This window comes from Teichococcus aerophilus (assembly GCF_014490485.1).
GTDB lineage: Bacteria > Pseudomonadota > Alphaproteobacteria > Acetobacterales > Acetobacteraceae > Pseudoroseomonas > Pseudoroseomonas aerophila.
The window spans coordinates 100,003-121,092 of sequence record NZ_JACTVA010000006.1 but is presented as its reverse complement, the minus strand read 5'-3'; the positions used below and the strand labels follow the sequence as shown (position 1 = coordinate 121,092).

The 21,090-nt window shown below is 70.4% G+C and carries 15 protein-coding genes; 7 read left to right on the top strand and 8 right to left on the bottom strand.

Translation table 11 applies throughout. The annotated features are described in order from the left end of the window. Positions 1-153: 153 nt before the first annotated feature. Positions 154-2,583: a penicillin-binding protein 1A gene (locus IBL26_RS05625; protein WP_187783479.1), complete on the bottom strand. Its 2,430-nt coding sequence runs from the start codon at positions 2,581-2,583 to the stop codon at positions 154-156. Between the two features lie 352 nt (positions 2,584-2,935). On the opposite strand from IBL26_RS05625, the gene phnD reads away from it, so the two are divergent. After that, the gene (gene phnD, locus IBL26_RS05620; protein ID WP_187783478.1) at positions 2,936-3,913 is read left to right on the top strand and encodes a phosphate/phosphite/phosphonate ABC transporter substrate-binding protein; all 978 of its coding nucleotides are present in this window, start codon (positions 2,936-2,938) and stop codon (positions 3,911-3,913) included. A 255-nt stretch (positions 3,914-4,168) separates the two neighbouring features. Here phnD and IBL26_RS05615 read toward each other — a convergent pair whose 3' ends face one another. After that, a complete protein-coding gene (locus tag IBL26_RS05615; protein WP_187783477.1) occupies positions 4,169-5,065 on the bottom strand; it encodes a diacylglycerol/lipid kinase family protein in 897 nt (298 codons plus the stop codon). Positions 5,066-5,318: 253 nt separating this feature from the next. On the opposite strand from IBL26_RS05615, the gene IBL26_RS05610 reads away from it, so the two are divergent. From IBL26_RS05610 to IBL26_RS05600, 3 genes are all read left to right on the top strand, one after another. Next, positions 5,319-6,164 carry a UDP-2,3-diacylglucosamine diphosphatase gene (locus IBL26_RS05610; RefSeq protein WP_187783476.1) on the top strand — a complete coding sequence of 282 codons (846 nt, stop codon included), beginning with the start codon at positions 5,319-5,321 and terminating at the stop codon, positions 6,162-6,164. Between the two features lie 2 nt (positions 6,165-6,166). Next, positions 6,167-7,234 (top strand): glycosyltransferase family 4 protein, encoded by a 1,068-nt coding sequence (locus IBL26_RS05605; protein ID WP_187783519.1) that lies wholly within the window; start codon positions 6,167-6,169, stop codon positions 7,232-7,234. Positions 7,235-7,316: 82 nt separating this feature from the next. Next, positions 7,317-7,952, top strand: coding sequence for a class I SAM-dependent methyltransferase (locus IBL26_RS05600; protein WP_241749049.1), 636 nt, complete (start codon positions 7,317-7,319; stop codon positions 7,950-7,952). Between the two features lie 274 nt (positions 7,953-8,226). On the opposite strand, the gene IBL26_RS05595 is transcribed toward IBL26_RS05600, so the two are convergent. The 5 genes from IBL26_RS05595 to IBL26_RS05575 form a co-directional block, all read right to left on the bottom strand. Beyond that, positions 8,227-8,745: a chromate transporter gene (locus IBL26_RS05595; RefSeq protein WP_187783475.1), complete on the bottom strand. Its 519-nt coding sequence runs from the start codon at positions 8,743-8,745 to the stop codon at positions 8,227-8,229. Next, positions 8,742-9,347 (bottom strand): chromate transporter, encoded by a 606-nt coding sequence (locus IBL26_RS05590; protein WP_241749047.1) that lies wholly within the window; start codon positions 9,345-9,347, stop codon positions 8,742-8,744. Before IBL26_RS05590 ends, IBL26_RS05595 begins: the two co-directional genes overlap by 4 nt. Positions 9,348-9,867: 520 nt before the next feature. Next, entirely contained in the window at positions 9,868-10,731 is an 864-nt protein-coding gene (locus IBL26_RS05585) for a DUF6492 family protein (RefSeq protein WP_187783474.1), read from the bottom strand. A gap of 437 nt (positions 10,732-11,168) precedes the next feature. Beyond that, positions 11,169-11,948 (bottom strand): SDR family oxidoreductase, encoded by a 780-nt coding sequence (locus IBL26_RS05580; protein ID WP_187783473.1) that lies wholly within the window; start codon positions 11,946-11,948, stop codon positions 11,169-11,171. 68 nt (positions 11,949-12,016) lie between these two features. Then, entirely contained in the window at positions 12,017-13,459 is a 1,443-nt protein-coding gene (locus IBL26_RS05575) for an amidase (protein WP_187783472.1), read from the bottom strand. A gap of 185 nt (positions 13,460-13,644) precedes the next feature. On the opposite strand from IBL26_RS05575, the gene IBL26_RS05570 reads away from it, so the two are divergent. From IBL26_RS05570 to IBL26_RS05560, 3 genes are all read left to right on the top strand, one after another. Further along, positions 13,645-14,523: an SMP-30/gluconolactonase/LRE family protein gene (locus IBL26_RS05570; protein WP_187783471.1), complete on the top strand. Its 879-nt coding sequence runs from the start codon at positions 13,645-13,647 to the stop codon at positions 14,521-14,523. Beyond that, on the top strand, positions 14,520-15,545 hold the full coding sequence (locus IBL26_RS05565; protein ID WP_206684146.1) for a threonine ammonia-lyase: 1,026 nt from the start codon (positions 14,520-14,522) through the stop codon (positions 15,543-15,545). The genes IBL26_RS05570 and IBL26_RS05565 overlap by 4 nt, the downstream gene beginning before the upstream one ends. Before the next feature lie 549 nt (positions 15,546-16,094). Continuing rightward, a complete protein-coding gene (locus IBL26_RS05560) occupies positions 16,095-17,735 on the top strand; it encodes an acetolactate synthase large subunit (RefSeq protein WP_187783470.1) in 1,641 nt (546 codons plus the stop codon). A 580-nt stretch (positions 17,736-18,315) separates the two neighbouring features. Here the strand turns inward: IBL26_RS05560 and IBL26_RS05555 are convergent. Continuing rightward, positions 18,316-21,081 (bottom strand): SLBB domain-containing protein, encoded by a 2,766-nt coding sequence (locus IBL26_RS05555; protein ID WP_367615374.1) that lies wholly within the window; start codon positions 21,079-21,081, stop codon positions 18,316-18,318. Positions 21,082-21,090 lie beyond the last annotated feature (9 nt).

Here is a 21,090-nt window from a genome sequence, read left to right as displayed (position 1 = left end):
ACAGGCCGAGCGCGCCGAACGGTCTGTCTCGACAGCCATCGATGGTGCGACCATGCCGGGCACCCAGCCGCAAAGGCAAAAACCCGCAAAAAGAAGATGGGGGTCCGGGGGAATTCCTTCCCCCGGCCTTACCCTCCGGAAGCTGAAGCTCCCTCAGTAAAGCCCGCCCAGCGAGCTATCGGCCCCGGCGGCCGTCCCGGCGGCAACCCCCTCGCCCGTATCGCCGATCGGCGCGCGGGCGGCATTTTCGGTGCCGGGGCGGAAGGGCTCCAGGATGGTGTCGCCATTGCTGGCCTGTACCCGCACCAGGGAGACGCCGGGCGGGGCGCGGAACGGCACTGGCGGGCTGTTCCGCAGCGCGGCGGCAATGACGTCGTGGAAGATCGGCGCCGCGTTGCCGCCGCCGGTCTCGCCATCGCCCAGGCTGTGCGGCTCATCGAAGCCCACCCAGACCGCGACGACGATCTCCGGCGTGAAGCCGACGAACCAGTTATCCATGTAGTCGTTGGTGGTGCCGGACTTGCCGGCGATGGGGCGGTTCAGCCCGGCGCCGGCGCGCGTGCCAGTACCCCGCTGCACCACGCCCTGCAGCAGGGAGACCATCTGGTAGGCGGCGATGGGGTCGGTGATCTGCCGGCGCTCATCCACCAGGGTCGGCGGCTGGGCGCTGGCGGCACTGCCGCAACCCTCGCAGCGGCGGTTGTCGGCGCGCCAGACGACGCGGCCGAAGCGGTCCTGCACGCTGTCGATCAGCGTCGGCGCCACGGCCTTGCCGCCATTGACGAAGCTGGCATAGCCGGCGGCCATGCGCAGCACCGTCGTCTCGCCAGCGCCAAGGGACATGGCCAGCACGCGCGGCATGTTGGGGATGATGCCGAAGCGCGCGGCGGCATCCGCCACCTTGTCGATGCCGATCTCCTGCGCCAGCCGGATGGTGACGAGGTTGAGCGACTTCTCCAGCGCCGTCCGCATCGTCACCATGCCGTTGGTGTTGCGGCTGTAGTTGCCGGGGCGCCACATGCCCTGCGGCGTCATGATCTCGATCGGCGCGTCCAGCAGGCGCTGGTTGGGCGGGATGCCCATCTCCAGCGCCGGCAGATAGACGAACGGCTTGAAGGAGGAGCCGGGCTGGCGCATCGCCTGCGTGGCGCGGTTGAACCAGCTCTGCTCGAAGCTGTAGCCGCCGGCCATGGCCAGCACGCGGCCCGTCGCCGGGTCCAGCGCCACCACGGCGCCCTGCACCTTGGGTATCTGGCGGAGCGAGAGGCGTTCCGGCCGCGCCGGGGTCCGGCCCTCGGCCGGGCGGGCGGGCTGGTTCTCCACCATCACCACGTCGCCGACATTCATCACGTCCTGCACCCGGCGCGGCGCGCCGCCGATGCGGCCCTGGGCGTTGACCGGGCGGGCCCAGCCAGAGAAATCCTCGAAATTCAGCGTACCCTGGCGCGGCTGGGCGGGGCGGCCGTCGGTCGGCCGCTCCAGCCACGCCACGCGGGCGCTGCGGCCTTCGACCGAGAGCACCACGGCCAGCTTCCAGTCCGGCTGGGCGCCGGGCGGGCGGGTCGTAGCCTCCAGCTGCGGCATCCACTCGGTCGCGGCGGCGGAAATCTTCGCCACCGGGCCACGCCAGCCGCCGCGGCGGCGGTCGTAGCTGGTCAGGCCCTCGCGCAGGGCTTCCTCGGTGGCGGCCTGCAGCTCGGGCTCCATGCTGGTGCGGACCACCAGCCCGCCCATCGTGGTCTGGTCCTGGCCGAAGCGGGCCACCAGGTCGCGCCGCACTTCCTCGGTGAAGTACTGGCCGGTAGCCAGCATGTCCGGCCGCTGCCGGCCACGGACGACGATCGGCTCCTGCTTCGCGGCGGCGGCCTCGGCGGCGGTGGCCGCGCCATCCTCCACCATGCGGTCCAGCACGTAGTCCCGGCGCGCGCGGGCGGCGTCCGGGTACCGGGTGGGGTTCAGGTTGTTCGGTGCCTTGGGCAGGGCGGCCAGGAAGGCCGTCTCGCTGAGCGTCAGCTCATCCAGCCCCTTGTTGAAGTAGTTCATCGCCGCCGAGGCGACGCCATAGGCCTGCTGCCCCAGGAAGATCTCGTTGAGGTAGATCTCCAGGATGCGCTGCTTGGACATGGCGCTTTCCAGCCGGAAGGACAGGATCGCCTCCCGCACCTTGCGCATCATGGTCCGGTCGTTGCCGACCAGCATGTTCTTGGCGACCTGCTGGGTGATGGTGGAGGCGCCGATGGCCCGCCGCCCGCTGCCCATGCCTTCCAGGTTGGTCACCACCGCGCGCGCCAGGCCGACCGGGTCCACGCCATGGTGGCTCCAGAACCGCTGGTCCTCCGCCGCGATGAAGGCTTCCTGCACCCGCTTCGGGATGGCATCGATCGGCAGGAACACGCGGCGTTCCAGCGCCATCTCCGCCATCAGGCGGGAATCGGCGGCGTACATGCGGCTCATCTGCGGGGGCTGGTAGTCGGCCAGCCAGGCATGCGCCGGCAGGTCCTTCCCGGCGGTCTGGTACACGCCGTAGGCGGCAATGCCGGCAATGACCGCCAGCGCCAGGCCCAGCGAGAGGCCCCAGCCCATCAGCCGCCGCATCCAGCGGCCGAAGCCGCCCCCCCCGCCCCGTGGCGCGCGCGGAGGCCGCCCCCCCGGCGGCCGGCCACCCGGAGGTGTCGGCGGCGGCGGGACTTCGGGCGTCGCGGAAGCGCGGTCACCGACCAGGGGACGGCCGGCGCGGAGTTCATTCGATACCATGGCGTCCCCCCCTTACACCCATGCGTACCGGGGAGCGAAGCACCGTTTCGTTGGGTTGCATGCCAGCCCCGCCCGCCAGGCGGCCCAGGCGTAACGAAGCCAGGACATGCCCGTTGCGGAGGGTGAAAGAATTCCGTCATCCTCCTGCCACAACCCCTCCCGCGCACCCGGAGTGCCCTTCATGCAACGACGCGCACTGCTTGCCCTGACCGGCCTCGCCGCCGGCACCGCCCTGGCCCCTGCCAGCCCGGCCCGCGCCCAAACCGCCGCACCACCCGCCATGCCGGCGCCCGGCAAGCGCCCCTGGGCCACCCAGGTGCCGCAGATCCGCATCGGCGTGCTCGGCGGGGAGTCGGAGAGCGACCGCCTCGGCCGCTACGGCGCCTACGCCAAGCTGTTCGAGGATACCTTTCAGGTCCCCGCCCGCCTGTACTTCGCCAGCGACTATGGCGGCGTGCAGCAGGCCTTCGCCGCCAAGCAGCTGGAAATCGCCAACATGTCCCCCGCCGCCTATGCCGGCGTGTGGATGGATACCAATGGCGGTGTCGAGCCCCTCCTGGTGACGCGGGAGCAGGACGGCTCCACCGCCTATGTCGCCGTCATGTATGTCCGCGCCGATTCCGGCATCACCAGCCTGGAACAGATGCGCGGCCACTCCATCGCCTGGGCGGACCCCAACAGCGCCTCCGGCTACCTGATCCCGCGCGCCGAGCTGCGCGCCGCCGGCATCAACCCCGAGCCCGGGCAGTTCTTCTCCCGCACCGGCTTCGGCGGCGGGCACGACCAGGCGCTGGTGGCGGTGCTGCAGAAGCAATACGACGCCGGCGTCACCTGGGTCTCCGGCCAGGGCGAATACCCCTACACGCGCGGCACCCTGCGGGCCGCGGTCGAGAAGGGCATGCTGGACGTGAAGGACCTGCGCGTCATCTGGACCTCCCGCCCCATCCAGAACGGGCCGATCGTCGTGCGGTCCGACCTGCCGGCGGCCTTCAAGGAAGACATGGTCGCCTTCCACCTGGCCCTGCCCGCCGCACACCCGGACATCCACAAGGCCGTGGAACGCGGCAGCGCCGTCGGCTGGTCCCGCACCAGCCACGCCGACTATGCGGTGTTCGTGGAAATGCGCCAGGAAGAAGCCCAACAACGCCGGCGCCGCTGAGCGGCCCGACGCGCGGTGTTCAGAAAGGGAAGGAGAAGGCCGGGGAAGGAATTCCCCGGACCCCATCTTTTCTTTTTTCGAGTTTTCTGCGTGGGGCTGTTGAACCGGCAGTGCTGAGAGATGGCCGGAGGTCCTGGACCTGCGGCGACTGACGGTTCAGCCCGCGTGGCCCATTTTGAATATCATCAAGCAGCGCCACTCTCAGTCCTGCAGCGCTTCGCCAAACTCGAAGAAAAAAGATGGGGTCTGGGGAATTCATTCCCCAGCCTTCCTCCCATGCTCCGTCCCCGACCCCGCAGGCAAGCGGACCCGCAGGGGTGCCGGGGCGTCGTCGATGGTCACTGGCAGGTCGCCGGTCACGTCGCCATCCATCTGCGTCGGCACGTCTTCGCCGCGGAGGGCAATCCGGGAGGCCTGGTGCAGCACCAGACCGGGCAGGTGCGGCAGCAGGCCCAGCGGCAGCAGCGCGCCGGCCATGGCGGCGTGCAGGGCGCCGCCGCCGATCAGTGCCACGTGGAAGCCAGGGCGCAGCGGCGTGGCACCGGGGGCAAGGCGGAAGGGGCCAGCGTAGAGGCGGCCCTTGGTCACCACCAGGGCGCTGGCGGGCATGGGGGCGCCGCCATCCAGCACGGCCTGGATAGGCCGGAACCGGTAGCGGGGCAGTTCCCGCGCCGCTTGCCAGACATAGGCGGCGCGGCCGGCGCGGCGCTTCAGCCGCAGGTCCAGGTTGCGCACCACCATGGCGTCGAACCCGGCGCCCAGCATTTGCACGAACAGGCGGGACTGGCCGCTGCCGAAGCGGGCGATGCCGGGCCACAGCGCCGTGTCCTGCCCGGTCAGCAGGGCGCGGGCTGCCTCCTCCGGCTGGCGGGGCAGGCGGAGTTCCAGCGCCAGCACGTTGGCGGTGCCCAGCGGCAGGATGCCCAGCGCGGTCTGGCTGCCGACCAGCCCGGCCGCCACTTCGGCAATGGTGCCATCGCCGCCGGCGGCCACCACGCAATCCTCGCCGGCGGCGGCGGCCTGGCGGGCCAGCGCCTCGGCATGGCTGGGCCCATGGGTCTCGGCCAGCCGCGCGCCGGGCAGCAGGGCCAGGGCACGATCGAGGCGGGAGCGGCGCCGGCTGCCGGCGGCCGGATTGAAGACGATGAGCATGCGCGCGCGTCACCCAGGAACTGTTTCGGACCTCTGCCGGCCGAGGGCACAGCCGGGGTTTCCCGTGCCGGCGGGATATCTGGCGAAGCCGGCGCGGGAGAGGCCGTTGTGACCGGCCCGGCAGATCTCCGCAGCAGTCTCTAGACCACACGGCGGCCGCACGCCGCATCCTGCCGGGCGATTTCAGAAAACCGTCACGCCCTTTTATCGAGTTCGCCGGTATCCAGGCGCCATCGCAGCGCGGGAATGCCCCATGCACCAGAGCCCAGCGAGCCAGTCGCTGTTCCATGAGCGGGGCTCGAAGCGCCGCTACCGCAGCGTCTTCATCTCCGATGCCCATCTCGGCACGCGCGGCTGCCGGGCGGAGTTCCTGGCGGATTTCCTGCGCGGCGTCGAATGCGAGCATCTCTACCTCGTCGGCGACATCGTCGATGGCTGGCGGCTGAAGAAGACCTGGTACTGGGACGCGCATCATGACGAGGTGCTGCGCCTCATCATGAAGCTGGCCCGCTCCGGCACCGCCGTCACCTACATCCCCGGCAACCACGACGAGATCTTCCGCTCCTGGCTGGGGCTGGAAGTGGCGGGGGTGAAGCTGGCGCTGCAGGCGGTACACACCGCCGCCGATGGCCGCAGCTTCCTGGTCATGCATGGCGACGAGTTCGACAGCGTGGTGCGCTACTACCGCTTCCTGGCCCTGCTGGGGGACAGTGCCTACACCATGGCACTCGGCCTCAACCGCTGGTTCAACGGGCTGCGCCGCAAGCTGGGCTATCCCTACTGGTCGCTCAGCCAGTGGCTAAAGCGGCAGGTCAAGGAAGCCGTCAAGGCGATCGACCGCTTCGAGACGGCGCTGGCCGCCGAGGCGCGGCGCCACGGCCACCACGGCGTCATCTGCGGCCACATCCACCATGCCGAGATGCGCGACATCGGCGGCATCGCCTACATGAATGACGGCGACTGGGTGGAAAGCTGCACCGCGCTGGTCGAACATGCCGATGGGCGCTTCGAACTTCTCGACTGGGCGGCGGAGCTTCGCATGTCCCACTCCCTTCCCCCGCTGCCGGCGCCCGAGCCGCGCCTGTCGCTGCCCGCGTGACGATGCAGCCCGGCGTACCCACCCGCCTCCTCATCATCTCCGACGCCTGGTTCCCGCAGGTGAACGGCGTGGTCCGTACCCTCTCCGTCGTGGTGGACCATCTCCGTGCCGGCGGTGACACGGTGGAGGTGATCGGGCCCGAGCGCTTCCCCACTATCGCCACGCCGGGGTATGCCGAGATCCGCTTGGCGTTGCTGCCTCGCCGCCGCCTGGCGCGGCTGATGGACGCATTCCGCCCGGATGCCGTGCACATTGCCACCGAGGGCCCGCTGGGCTGGGCGGCCCGCGCCATCTGCCTGCGCCGCGGCTGGCGCTTCACCACCTCCTTCCACACCCGCTTCCCGGACTACGTGCATGCCCGCACGAAGGTTCCGAAAGCGTGGAGCTGGGCACTGATGCGGCACTTCCACCGCCCATCCTCCGCCGTGCTGGTCGCCACGCCCTCCCTGGCGCGGGAGATGGAGGAACGCGGCTTCCACAACCTTGCCCCCTGGTCCCGCGGCGTGGACCTGGAACGCTTCAAGCCGCAGCCGCGCGCGGCCTGGGACGGGCTGCCCCGCCCGGTGTTCCTCTATGCCGGCCGCATCGCGGTGGAGAAGAACATCGAGGCCTTCCTGGCGCTCGACCTGCCCGGCAGCAAGGCGGTGGTGGGGGATGGCCCGCAGCGCGCCGCGCTGCAGGCGAAGTACCCGCGGGCACATTTCACCGGGCGGCTGGAGAACGGCAAGCTCGCCGCCGCCTATGCCGGCGCCGATGTCTTCGTCTTTCCCTCCCGTACCGACACGTTCGGCCTGGTGCTGCTGGAGGCGCTGGCCGCCGGCACGCCCGTCGCCGCCTTTCCGGTGACCGGGCCGATCGACGTCATCGGCACCGCGCCGCAACCGGTCGGGGCGCTGGACGAAGACCTGCGCGCCGCCTGCCTGAAGGCGCTGGAGGCCGACCCGGCGGCCTGCCGCCGCTACGCCGAAGGCTGGTCCTGGGCCGCCTGCGCCGCCCGCTTCCGCGAGACGCTGACACCCGCCATGCCCCCCGCCGCCGGGGCCGCCCCACTGCGCCCCGCCGCTGCGTGAAAAGGGGGCGCATCCCGCGTCCACCACGGCGGCCACGAAACGCCTGGCAGGGCTGCCGCTGAGAACGGCGCCCGCACGCACAATGGCCGCCACCGCCGATGCCGAAACCTGCATGAAGGACACCGCCGCCTTGCTCGACAGCATCAGCCGCGCGCCCCGGCCCGGCATCGCCCTGTTCCTTGGCCGCTGGCTGCGCCACCCGCTGCGCATGGGCAGCGTCGTCCCCTCCTCCCCCGCCCTGTGCCGGCGCATCGCCCGCCATACGCGCTGGCAGTCGGACGAGATCGTGGTGGAGCTGGGCGCTGGCACCGGCGTCGTCTCCCGCGCCTTGCTGGAAGCCGGGCTGCCGCCGGAGAAGCTGGTGGTGGTGGAGATCGAGCCAGACATGGCCAGCCACCTGCGCGACACCCTGCCCGGCGTGACCGTTCTGACCGGCGACGCCTTCGCCCTGCCGGACATCCTGCCCCGCGCCCTGCACGGCAAGGTCGGCACCGCCATCTGCGGCATCCCGCTGGTGCTGCTGCCGCAACCCCAGCAACAACGCTTCGTCGATGCGGTGGAAGCTGTCGCGCCGGGGAAAGGCTTCCTGCTCTACACCTACTGCGCCACCTCCCCCCTGCCTTACGCCCGGCTGGGCCTGCGGGCGAAACGCGAAGCCTGGACACCGCTGAACGTACCGCCGGCGAGCGTGTGGCGGTACGTGCCGACGGGGCGCTGAGACCTGGGGCGTTGGAGGAAGGCCGGGGAAGGAATTCCCCGGACCCCTTCTCCCTTTTTATCGAGTTTTCAGGAGTGACTTTTGGTGGGTTAGGCCTGAGAGACGGCTGGGTGCGCCGAGGTCTAAGACCTCCGACTGACGGTTCAGCCCACATGACCCATCTTTAAAATCATCAAGAAGCGCCCGTCCTACGCGCTGAGGCGCGCCGCCAAACCCGCAGAAAGAAAAGGAGGGGTCCGGGGAATTCTTTCCCCGGCCTGCATCCCCCGGCACGTCACAACAGCAACAACCCCGCCACCGCCCCTCCGCCCAGCAACCAGAGCGGATGCACCCGGGTCAGGGTCATCGCGGCCGCCGTGGCGGCGGTGATGCCCACCAGCAGCCAGTGCGTGCTGGTGGCTTCGGTGATGAGGGCGGCGCTGGCGGCGACCAGGCCGACCGTCATCGGCACCAGCCCGGCCTGGATGGTGCGGCGCCAGGGGCGGTCCTTGAAGCGTTTCCACAGCCCTAGCACGATGCCCGTCAGCAGGGAGGACGGGCCGAACTTGGCGAGGGAAGACACCAGCAGCCCGCCCCAGCCGGCCACGTGCCAGCCTACCAGTGGCACCACCATCATGTTCGGCCCGGGTGCCGCCTGGGCCAGGGCGAACAAGGCGCTGAAATCCTGGGCGGACATCCAGCCGTGCACCTCCACCACCTGCCGCTGCATCTCGGGCAGGATGGTGTTGCCGCCGCCGAAGGCGAGCAGGGAGAGTTCCGCGAAGATCAGCGCCAGGGCCAGCAGCGTGCTCACCGGCTGCTCCACTTCACGGCGAGGATGCTGAGCGGCGCCAGCACCGCCATGCTGGGCAGCAGCGGCAGCCGCAGCACCGCGATGGCCAGGAAGCACAGCAGCACGATGGCCAGGCCCGGCAGGTTGCGGCGCAGTGGCAGCAGCATCTTCAGCGCGGTGGCCACCAGCAGCCCGGCGGCGGCGGCGGCCAGGCCGGCGAACAGGTGCTGCAGGTGCGGGTCGTCGCGGAAGCGGTCGTAGATCACGCCGAGGCCGATCACCACCGCGGTCGGCCCCAGGATGAGCCCCATGAGCGCGGAGACGGCGCCGGCGACGCCGCGGAATTCCAGCCCGATGGCGACGGAGAGGTTGATGATGTTGCCGCCTGGCAGGAACTGGCAGAGGCCGAGCATCTCGGCGAAGGCCTCGGCCGTCAGCCAGCGCTTGTCCTCCACGATCATGTGCCGGGCGAGCGGCAGGACCCCGCCGAAGCCGATCAAGCCGAGGCCGAGGAAGCCGGTGAACAGGGCGGCGCAGCTGGGCGGCGCCCGCAACGTCCCGGCCTCGGGTGCTTGAGAATTGGCCGGGGGCGCGTGCGGGGTCTGCATGGAAGGCCTCGTCATCGGTGGGTTCCACCCCGATGGATGCGCCGCCGCACCGGTGATGTCCAATGCAGGCGCCGGGTAGGGGCGATACGGTGCGGGTATGGGCGGGAAGCGCTGCATCGACCACTTGGCATCCCGCAAGCGCAATCGCGGCCATCTTTCTTGCGCGGGCTGGAGGAGAGCTCCATCAGGTGGAATCACCGGATGGAGTGGCCCTGCCCTGCAAAACAACAAGCGAGAGCATTGGAAGTGAGCCTGTGCGACCGAAAATACTCTGGCGACCGGCCAGAAAGCGCCCGGGCGGGGCTGCCGGTCGCCTCGCCGGCTACCAGGACGTCCTAGCTGCTTGATCGCGGCGGCCTTTTCCGGACCGGCTGAAGGGCTGTGGAGACAATCCGCTAGGCCATCGCCAGCGGACTCGCGGCCAGCGTTGTTGGCGGCATTGCTGGGTCTCCGCACCGGCCCCATGCGGCGAGCGCCAGGCCCGCGCTGGTGCATAACCCTGGCCCTCACCCGCTTGGCTTGCCACAGCGTCCCCTTAGAAAGGCGAACCCGGAATGAACGGCGCCAGCCGCTCCCAGATCTCCCGAGGCGGAATGCGCGTGCTGCTCTGGCAAACCATGAAGAACCCCACAGCCTCCGGCGCGAAGGCATCCTCCGGCTGCCAGTCCTGCAGTTGCGCGGCGGACCACAGGCTCTGCCTGGCTCGCAGCGCCTGCCCATGCGCCCGCATCCAGGCAAGGTCGTGGTGGTGGCGCTCCAGCAGCCCCTGCCGCTCGGCGAACAGGGTGTAGAGGCTGTACTCGCTCCACAGGCCCGGGCGCCGCAGCAGGCGCATCCAGGCCTCCGGCCCACCCTCGGCACATAGCGCCCGTTGCAGGCGCCGCAGCACCTCGGTGGCCAGCAGCTCCGGCGTCACCGCCATGCCGGGCCGCCGCTCCGCCGCTTCCTCCACCCCTAGCGCGGCGGCGGAAGCCGCCCACCAGGGCCGGTGCAGGTTGCGGCTCTCCCAATCCGTCAGCGCCCGTCCCTCCCGCACCAGCCGGTCGGTGGAGACGGGGCGGATGCAGACCAAATCGGCATCCAGGGTCAGGAAGAACGTCCCCTCCACCAGCACATGGGCCGCCAGCTTCAGCGCCATCTGGCGGAACCAGCCGCCCACCTCCGGCACCGCGCCCAGCCCAGGCAGCAGCAACCCCTCCCGCACCACCACCACCCGCACATGCCGCGGCACCAGCGCGGCGCGGACCGCCTCCACATCCCCCTCCGGCGCAATGACGATCAGGCGCAGCGCCTCCGGTCCACACCAGAAATGCTCCAGCGAATGCAGCAGCATCCGCGCGCGCTCCAGATCATGCTCCTGGTAGCCACCGGACAGGCGCAGGGGCAGCACGGCATCCATGACAGTCGCTCCCCCCTCTGCGCCAAGCCTCAGCCACATGCTGGCATAGCTGGAGAGCCTTCGCACCTGCGCCGGGTTTGGGTGCCTTTCGTTCGGGAATCGATCGTGTCCGGCTACGGATCGGCTGGCGCAAGGCTGGGGAATGAATTCCCCATCAAACCTATAGGTTTGATCCTTCTTTTTTTCTGCGAGTCTGGCGTGGCGCTGCAGGGCTGAGAGCGGACGCTGCTTGATGATTTTATCAATGGGCCACGCGGGCTGAACCGTCAGTCGCCGGAGGTCCAGGACCTCCGGCGCACCCAGCTGTCTCTCAGACCCGCCCTCTCAACGGCCCGCCCGGTAAAAACTCGAAAAAAGAAAAGAAGGGGCCCGGGGAATTCCTTCCCCGGCTTTCCTCCCCAATCCAAAAGACCCAGGCAGAGACAGGAACGAAGCCCTCACCCACCCTTCGGCAGTTGCGCCACGGTGCGCCCCACCATGGGCACCCCGGTGGAGAGGCCGCCATCGACGGCCAGGATGGTCCCGGTGATCATGCGGGCTTTGTCCGATGCCAGGAAGGCCACCGCATCAGCGATATCAGCGGGGGTGGACAGGCGCGGCAGCGGGCAGAGGGCGGTGAGGTCCTCGAACAGGCCAGGGTTCTTCTCAAGCCGTGCGTTCCAGGCGCGGGTCATCACGCTGCCTGGCGCCACCGCGTTCACCCGCAGCCCGCGCGGGCCGAGTTCCACGGCGAGGGACTTGGTGAGATGCACCAGCCCCGCCTTCGCCGCGCTGTAGCTGGGGAAGCCATAGACGCCGACGCCGTTGACCGAGGCGATGTTGACCACGTTGCCCTGCTGCTCGATCAGATGGTCCCGTAGCGCCTGGATGCAGAGGAAGGCGGAATCCAGGTTCACCGCGATGTCGGCGCGCCAGGTGGCGTAGTCTGTGGTGAAGATGGAGCGGCCATTGGCCTTGCCGGCGGTGTTCACCAGCACGCGGATATCGCCCAGCCGCCGCGCCGCCGCCACGGTGGCAGAGACGGCGTCCGGGTCCGTCACATCCGCCGCCAGGGCCACGGCCTGGCCGCCGGCCTGGCGGATGCCGGCGCAGACTTCCTCCGCGCGCTCCTGGCTCAGGTCGACGCAGGCGATGCCCAGCCCGTCCCGTGCCAGGGCGTGGCAGATGGCGCCGCCGATATCGCCGCCGCCGCCGGTGACGAAGGCCCAATGTGTCATGAAGCGGTATCCTTCTGCGCCCAGGCGCGTTGGTGGAAGGGAATGGTCAGGAGCGAGGACCGGCGCGGTCAGGCGGCCGTGGCGGCGGCAGGAGAGTCGAGATGGCGGGGGCGATGCCGGGCCCAGGGCCGGGCGGCCTCGAACAGAGCGGAGAGCCGCAATACGCCGAGGTCGTCGAAGCGGCGGCCAACGATCTGCAGTCCGACCGGCAGGCCCGCCGCGGTGAAGCCGCAGGGAATGGAGGCCGCCGGGTTGCCGGACAGGTTGAAGGGGTAGGAGAATTCCGCCCAGCTCAGCCAGTCCCACGGGTGCTGCGGCCAATGCTCCGGCTGCAGCCGCTCCGCCGGGAAGGCGGCGACCGAGACGGCGGGGGTAAGCAGGAAGTCCCAGTCCTCGAAGAAGCGATGGATCTCGACGCAGTAGGCGTATTTCTCCAGCCGCATGCGCTGGTAGCTGTTCAGGTCGCAGCCCTCGCCGGCGCGGATGCAGGCGACGAAGCCGGGGTCCATCCGCGCCTCCCACTCCGGCAGCAGGGCGCCGAAGCGGTTCATATGCGCGGGCCAGAAGAAGCGGGCGAGGTCCGGCCCCCGCCTGCCCCATTCGGGCACTACCGGCTCCACCGGCAGACCGAGGCTGGTCTCGATGGCATCGGCGGCGGCTTGCACCAGCGCAGCGACCTCCGGGTCCACCCGCGCGTGGCCGAGATCGGCGCTGAAGGCGATGCGGGGCTGGCGGGGGAAAGGTTCGCGCAGCAGGCCAGGGTAGTCGGCCGGCGGGGCTTCCAGGCTGGTCTGGTCCCAGGGATGCGGCCCGGCCATGGTCCGCAGCATCAGCGCGGCATCGGCCACAGTCCGCGTCATCGGCCCCAGATGCAGCGTCTGGTCCCCGGCGCTGGGGGGATAGACGGGCACGCGGCCATAGGTCGGCTTCAGCCCGAAGGCGCCACAGAAATGCGCCGGCATGCGGATGGAGCCGGCGCCATCCCCCGCCTGGTGCAGTGGCCCATACCCCGCCGCCGCCCCCACCCCGGCGCCGGAGGAGGAGGCACCGGCATTGTAGCCGTGCTTCCACGGGTTGTGCGTCATGCCGGTCAGCGGGCTGTCGCTGACGCCCTTCCAGCCGAATTCCGGCGTGGTCGTCTTGCCCAGCAGCACAGCGCCGGCCTCCTGCAACCGGGTGACCATGGGCGTGGTGAAAGCCGGCGTATCGCCCTGGCGGGTGTAGCTGCCGAATTCGGTCGGCAGGCCTGCGATCGCCTCGTGGTCCTTGATGGTGACGGGCACGCCGTGCAGCGGCCCCAGCGTCTGGCCCGCCATCACCGCGTCCTCCGCCGCGCGCGCCTGCTGGCGGGCGATGTCTGGCGTCAGCCGGGCGAAGGCGTTGAGCTGCGGCTCCAGCCGCTCGATCCGCCGCAGCACCGCCTCGGTCAGCTCGACCGGGGAAAGGGCTTTGGAGCGGATGAGGCCGGCCAGCTCGGTGGCGGGGGTGAAGCAGAGATCTTCGTCGCTCATGGCATGCACGGCCTTTTCGGTGGTTCCAGGGGGCGGCTTGGGTCCAGGGCCAAACGCCGAAGATTTTGATATAGCAAATCACCCTGCAAGAAAGCGCAAGTGGTTTTCTTTGCCAAATTACCCTGGAAATTTTGCCATTTCTGGTACATCAAAAACACAGCAGCATCCATCGCCGAAGGATTCCCATGCAGCTCACCGACCTCAGGACCCTGACCCACGAAGCCTTCGCCCTGCTGGAGAGCCCCGTCTGGGACGACCGCGAAGGCGTGCTCTGGTTCGTGGACATCACCGCCCCCCTGGTGCTGCGGCTTGAGCCGGAGAGCGGCCGGCTGGACCGCTTCCCCATGCCAGCCGAGGTCGGCAGCCTCGGCCTGGCCACGCAGGGGCGCCTCGTCCTCGCGCTGCGCACCGGCATCCACCTGTTCGACCCCGCCACCGGCGCGCTGGAGTTCCTGGTGAACCCCGAGCCCACGCCACCGACCAACCGCCTGAACGACGGCAAGGTGGGGCCGGACGGCAATTTCTGGGTCGGCAGCCTGGACGACCGGCCGAAGCGGGAGGCGACGGCGGCGCTGTACCGCATCACCCCCGCCGGCGAATCCACCCGCATCGTCGGTGGCCTGTTCTGCTCCAACGGCCTGGCCTGGAGCTCGGATAGCCGTACCCTGTACCATTCCGACAGCCGCGGCCCCTGGCTGCAGGCCTTCGACTTCGACGCCCGCCAGGGCCTGGCCACCAACCCCCGCCGCTTGCTGTCGCTGACCGAGGCGGAGGGCCTGCCGGACGGCGCGGCGATGGATGCGGATGGCTTCTACTGGAGCGCCGGCATCACCGCCGGCGTGCTCAACCGCATCTCGCCCGATGGCATCATCGTCGAGCGGATTCCCCTGCCCGTCACCGCGCCGACCATGCCCTGCTTCGGCGGCGCCGACCTGCGCACGCTCTTCGTCACCTCCCTGGCCTCGGATCGTTCCGGCAGCCACCAGCCCGGCCGCCTCATCGCCTTCCGCACGGAGGTGGCCGGGCTGCCGCCCCACCGCTTCGGCGAGGGCCCGGCGGCGTGACCGGCACGGAGGGTTCGCCGTGGTGGATGCAACCGCCCGGCGCGGAGGAGCGGGCGCAAGCCGCCACCCGGCTGCGCGGGGTGCTGCTGGAAACCCCGCTGCTGGAGAGCGAGCGGCTGAACGACCGGCTCGGCGGCCGCGTGCTGGTGAAGGCCGAATGCCTGCAGCACACCGGCAGCTTCAAGGCGCGCGGCGCCTGGAACTGGCTGTCGCAGCTGGACCCCACGGCGGCGGCGGGCGGCATCGTCGCCCTCTCCTCCGGCAACCACGGCCAGGCGGTCGCCTGGGCGGCGCGGCGGCTTGGCCTGGGGCCGGTGACCATCCTGATGCCGGTGGACGCACCCGCGGCCAAGGTGGCCCGCACCCGCGCCTGGGGCGCCGTGGTGGCGGCCTATGACCGGACCAGCGTCGACCGCGCCGCCCTGATGCGGCACTGGGTGGAGGAGCGGCGGCACGTGATGGTGCCCGCCTTCGACGACCGCCGCATCGTCGCCGCCACCAGCACCATCGCCACCGAGGCGCTGGCCCAGGCCGCCGCCGTGGGCGCCACGCCCACGCAGATGGTGGTGGCGTGCTCCGGCGGCGGGCTGGCCGCCGGCTGCGCCCTGGCGTTGGCTGCGCACCCCGCCCCGGTGCCGCTGCTGGCGGTGGAGCCCGAGGGCTTCGACGACATGGGCCGCAGCCTGGCCGCCGGCCAGCGCCTGGCCAACGCCCCCGGTGCCACCACCATCTGCGATGCCCTGCTCTCCCCCATCTCGGGCGAGCTGTGCTTCGGCATCAACCACGCAGAGGGCACCCGCGCCCAGGCCGTACCGGACCACCTGGCCCGCGCCGCCATGGCCGCCTATTTCGAGTATTTCGGGTTGGTGGTGGAGCCCGGCGGTGCCCTGCCCCTGGCCGCCCTGCTCGGCGGGCCGGAGGGGCTGCGCGGCCGCACGGTCCTCATCGTCGCCAGCGGCGCCAACACGGACAAGGCGGTGTGGCTGGATGCCGTCAGCCAGGACCTGCCGGCTGCGGCCTGAGGGCGCTGCATCTGGCACGTTGCCTGATGATGTGCCCCAGGTCCGATTGATATTCAGCCTTGGGCAGGAAGGTTGGGGAAGGAATTCCCCAAACCCCTTCTTTCTTTTGCGAGTCTTTGGGGCGTGGCGGCGGCGGCGTCAGCCTTTTCATGGCTCAGCCGGGTCACGCTGTCGGTCCGTGATGTCACGCGAATGCGGTTCCGCCTCTTCAACATTCATCCAGGCTCCGCTCGGCCGTCCTGAAGCACCACACCAGACTCGCAGAAAAAAGATGGGGTTTGAGGGGAATTCATTCCCCTGACCTTCCTCGGCTTCCCGAGCCGATACCAACCGCCCCCAAAGGCCGGTGAGGTTTCCCCTGGCCCCACCGCCACCCCTGGGGCGGGAGGCTGGGCCGACCAGCCCGCGCTTCCGTCGCGCCGGGGAAAGTGGCCAACTGGCCGGGACAGGTCGCGTGGCCGCCCGCCGGGGGCGGCACCGTGGCCGGCCCGGGGGAAGACGCGTCGCACGCGACGCGCCCCCCCCTTGGGCCCGCAACAGGAGTGGCATATGACCAAGGGCTCGGATCTGCTCGTCGCATCGCTGGAGAATGAGGGCGTGGAGCGCATCTTCGGCGTGCCGGGGGAAGAGAACCTCGACGTGCTGGAATCGCTGCGGAACTCCTCCATCAAGCTGGTGCTGACACGGCATGAGCAGGCCGCCGCCTTCATGGCCGCCACCTATGGGCGGCTGACCGGCAAGCCCGGCGTCTGCATCACCACCCTCGGCCCCGGGGCGCTCAACCTCTCCACCGGCGCCGCCTACGCGCATCTCGGCGGCATGCCGATGGTGATGATCACCGGGCAGAAGGGCATCCTCTCCTCCCGCCAGGCGCGCTTCCAGGTGGTGGACGTGGTGGCGGCGATGAAACCGCTGACCAAGCTCTCCCGCCAGATCGTCTCCCCGCAGATGATCCCGACCCTGGTGCGCGAAGCCTTCCGCATCGCCGCCGAGGAACGCCCCGGCCCCGTGCACCTGGAACTGCCCGAGGACATCGCGGCGGAGGAGTGCGAGGCGCTGCCGATGATCCCGCCCCACCCGACCGAGCTGCCGGTGGCCAGCGCCGAGGCGCTGGACCGCGCCGCCGCGCTGATCCTGGCGGCGAAGCGGCCGCTGGTGATGCTGGGTGCCGCGGCCTCCCGCCCCCGCTCCACCGACGACCTGGCGCAGTTCGTGCTCCGCAGCCGCATCCCCTACTTCACCACGCAGATGGGCAAGGGCACCGTGCCCGGCGGCACCGCGCTCTACATGGGCACCGCCGCCCTCTCCGAACGCGACTACGTGCATGAGGCAATTGAGCAGGCCGACCTGATCATCACCATCGGCCACGACACGATCGAAAAGCCGCCCTTCATCATGGGCCCCGGCGGGCCGCACGTGATCCATGTCGGCTACCAGCCGGCGACGGTGGAGCAGGTCTACTTCCCGCAGGCCGAGGTCATCGGCGATATCGGCCCCTCGCTGCGCCTGCTGGCGGACCGCATCGAAGGCCGCATCCCGAACGCCGAAGCGCTGCTGCCGCTGCGCGAAGGCATCCTCGCCCGCATCGCGGACCGCGCGACGGAGGACCGCTTCACGCCGCAGCGCATCGTGCACGACGTGCGCCGCGTCATCCCCGCCGATGGCGTGGTGGCGCTGGATAACGGCATGTACAAAATCTGGTTCGCGCGGAATTACCGCACCACCCAGGCCAACACCCTGCTGCTGGACAACGCGCTGGCCACCATGGGCGCCGGCCTGCCCTCCGCCATGATGGCGGCGATGCTGCATCCGGACCGCCGCGTCATGGCCGTGTGCGGCGATGGCGGCTTCATGATGAACAGCCAGGAGATGGAAACCGCCGTCCGCCTGAAGCTGAACCTGGTGGTACTTATCCTGGAAGACGGCGCCTACGGCATGATCCGCTGGAAGCAGGCGGTGGACCACTTCCCCGATTTCGGCATGACATTCGGCAACCCCGACTTCGTCCGCTACGCCGAAAGCTACGGCGCCACCGGCTGGCGCGTGTCCGAGATCGGCGACTTCGTACCGACGCTGGAAAAGGCCTTCACCGCCGGCGGCGTCCACCTCGTCACCATCCCGGTGGACTATTCGGAAAACACCCGGGTACTGGTGGAGGAACTGCAAAGCAAGCTGCGCCCGCAGTTGTAGCGGGGCGCTACCGGCAGTCGTTGGAGCCGTCGGGTTTTTAAGCAAAGGCCGGGGAAGGAATTCCCCGGGCCCCTTCTTTCCTTTCTTCGAGTTTGGGGGTGCGGGCCGCGGCCATCACCGCCATTCCGTGGTGCGCAGAAGGTCAGGGACCTTTGCTGACTGCACCCGCCACGCATGTGGCCACTCTTTTGTATGGCTTCGCCAGTTGTTCGGCAGAGCCTACGTCGAAAACAACCTTATTATTACAATAATTTTTTTCAGAATATGATCCGTCGGAACGCGGCATATGTCTGGCACAGCGGCTTCAACCGCGCGCAGCAAATTTCCAAAAATCCTTCAGCGCTGTGCCTCAATCAGAAGACAGCCCACCGCACACGCGCGGAGGCAGTCTGGGGCCGCCACGAAGATGCAGTTGATCTGCTGAAGATCTCTGCCAAACCACTCAACGATCGCTGTCACCTACTTGGCTCACAACGGCCGCACACCTCCGCAAGTCCCCTTACTCAAACTTGCAGACATAAAAGAAGGGGCCGGGGGATTCTTTCCCCGGCCTTCTTCCTGCCGCCAGACCGAAGCTCCCCTAGCGCGCCTGCTTCCCGATCACCGCCAGTGCGGCCGCGCTGATGCTGATCTGCCCCAGCACCTGCGTCAGGTCGCGGATGAAGCCCCAGGTCTCGTAGGGGCTTGGGTCCTGGGGTACCACCACCAGGCTGCCGGGCGGCACTGGCGGGCCGCTGGCCTGCCAGGAGCCGAGGCCGGAGGGCACGCTCTGCCCATTGGGCAGCACGATGAAGGCGCGGGAGCCATCGGCGAAGCGCTGCGCGCCGCCGGAGGCGCGGACATATTCCGCCACCCGCCAGCCGGTGGTGAATTGCAGGCTGCCGGGGTTCAGCACCGCGCCCACCACCGTCACTTCGTTCGGCCGCTTCGGGATGGCGATCAGGTCGCCCGGTTCCAGCAGCACGTCCAGTTCAGGCCGGGCGGCGAGGATGACGGGATTGGCTTCCACCACCATGCGGCCGGCGGCACGGGCGTCGCGCAGCGCGCCGGCCAGTTCGCGCCCGGCGGTGATGGCGCCGCCCAGGTCCATGCCGCTGGCCCGGCTGCCGGAGACCGCCTGCCCGGCGGCAACCTGGATCAGGCTCTGCTCCAGCTCCCGCGCCGTGCGGGCGAAGCCGTCCTGCTGCCGTTGCCGCACGCTTTCCCGCGTGAACACCGCCCCATAGGGATAGGCCTGGGGGGAGAGGCCGCCGGCGCGGGCGATGAGCTCGGAGAAGCGCTCGCCGCGGCGGATGTCGTAGATGCCGGGGCGGAGGAACTCGCCCATCAACGTCACAGGCCCGCTATCGCGGTCCCCGAAGCCGCGTGGCAGGCGGATGGCGTCGCGCGGGGAGAGCCGGATGGCGGCATAGTTGCGGCTGCGCAGGTCCAGCAAGGTGCGGGAGAGCGGGATGGCGCCCGCCTGTTCCATCGGCTCGCGGGAGAGTTCGACGGCGGAGAGGTCGGCGGTGTCGGTCACGCCACCGGCGGCGGCCAGCACCTTGTCCAGCCCGGTATCGTCCAGGATGGGGTAGAGGCCGGGCATCCGTGCCTCGCCGGAGAGCAGCACGGACTGGTCCAGCAGCCAGGGCAGCAACTGCGGGTAATCGATGAAGGCCTGCGGGCAAGGCGGCGCGCCAAGGTCGGGGAAGCCGGCGCCGCGCGCATGGGCGAAGCGGGCGGGGGAGGACCGGGCGGCGACCGCCAGGGCCTGCAGCGCCGCGCATTCGGCCCCGGGCGCTGCCTGGACCGGCATGGCGCCGGCCGCGACGGGCACGGCGATGGCCGGGGTCAACTCTCCCCGCAGCGCCCGCTGCACCGGCGGGCTGGCCAGCCACAGCACGTCGGCTTGGGAGAGCAGGACGATCTCGTCGCTCTCATCCAGCGGCATGTCCACCTCGCCGCGCAGCACGCGGCCGAGGTCGAAGCCGATGAAGCGCCGCACGCGGCTGCGGCCGTCGACGCGCCAGATGACGCCGAGGCGGATATACGGGTCCGGCCGCACCAGGCGCGGGTCATGCAGCATGGCGCGCAGCCCGCCGCCGCGCGGCGCCCGCAGCACCGGCGCGGTGACATGGCCGGAGAGCCGGACCTGCCCGGCCGCCACGTCGGCCCCCGGCTGCACCACCACGGCATCGCCCCGGCGCAGCTGGGCGGCGGTGTTGATCTCGCTGAAGCTGCGGCGGCCCTCGGCGTCGGTGCCCTGCAGCAGGAAGCGGTTGCCGGCGGGGCGCAGCGGCTCCCCCGCCAGGCGCAGCAGGCTGGCCAGCGGCGCGCGGGTGGCACCGGCCGGAAGTTCATAGATGCCGGGGCGTGTCACCTCCCCCGCCACCGCCACGGTGGCGCCCAGCGGCGGCACCACCAGCCGCTCGCCCTCCCGCAGCATCAGGTCGGGCGCGCCGGCCTCGCCGGCGATGACGCTGTAGAGGTCCACCACCCGGCGGCCGTTCGGCCCCTCGATCCGGATGGCGCGGAGCGAGCCGGTCTTCTTCACGCCGCCGGCCATGGCCAGCGCATCCAGCGCCGAGGCCAAAGCGGGCAGCGCCTGCATGCCGGGCCGCGCCACCTCCCCCGCCACGAAGACGCCGATCTGCCGCACCTGGCCGATCGAGACATAGGCCTCGGAGCCACCCAGCTCCTGCGCCACGCGGGCCATGATGTCGGCCCGCACCTCGCCCAGGCTGCGCCCGGCGGCAGGGAAGGGCAGCAGGTCCGGCAGCAGCAGGGTGCCGTCGCGGTTGACGCGCAGCGTCACGGTCTGCCGGGTACGGCCGCGGATGGCCACCATCACCTCGTCGTCACGGCCCAGCACGTAGCTGTCCGGCAAGACGCCCAGCGCCGGCGGAGCGCCGGTCATCGGCATCTCGCGGAAGGTGTCGTAGCCGAACTGCCGCAGCGGGGCTTCCAGCCGGGCGGCGTAGAACACCTCGGTGTGGGACAGGCTTTCCACCAACTGTGGCGCCGGCTGCGGCATCACCGCCGGCCGGGTGGGGCTGGCGATCTGCGGCAGGGAGGCCGGGAAGCCCGGCGGCTGCGCGCCCACTTGCCCGGCACCGGAGGCGTCGAGAATGCGCTGCAGGATGTCCTGCTGCACGCCGGGTGGCAGCGCCGGCACCGGAATGCCGCCAGGCAGCATGGAAGGCAGTTGTGGCGGCGAGAGCAGCGGGCTGGGCGTGGCGCCGCCTGGTGTCGCCTGCGCCAGGGCCGGGCTGGCCAGGATGGGGGCGACAACCCCCAGGGCGGTGGCCAGCATCGCGAGGGGGAGCCCGGAGGCCATCAGCAAGGACAGACGTGGTGCGCGGGACACGGAGCCGGA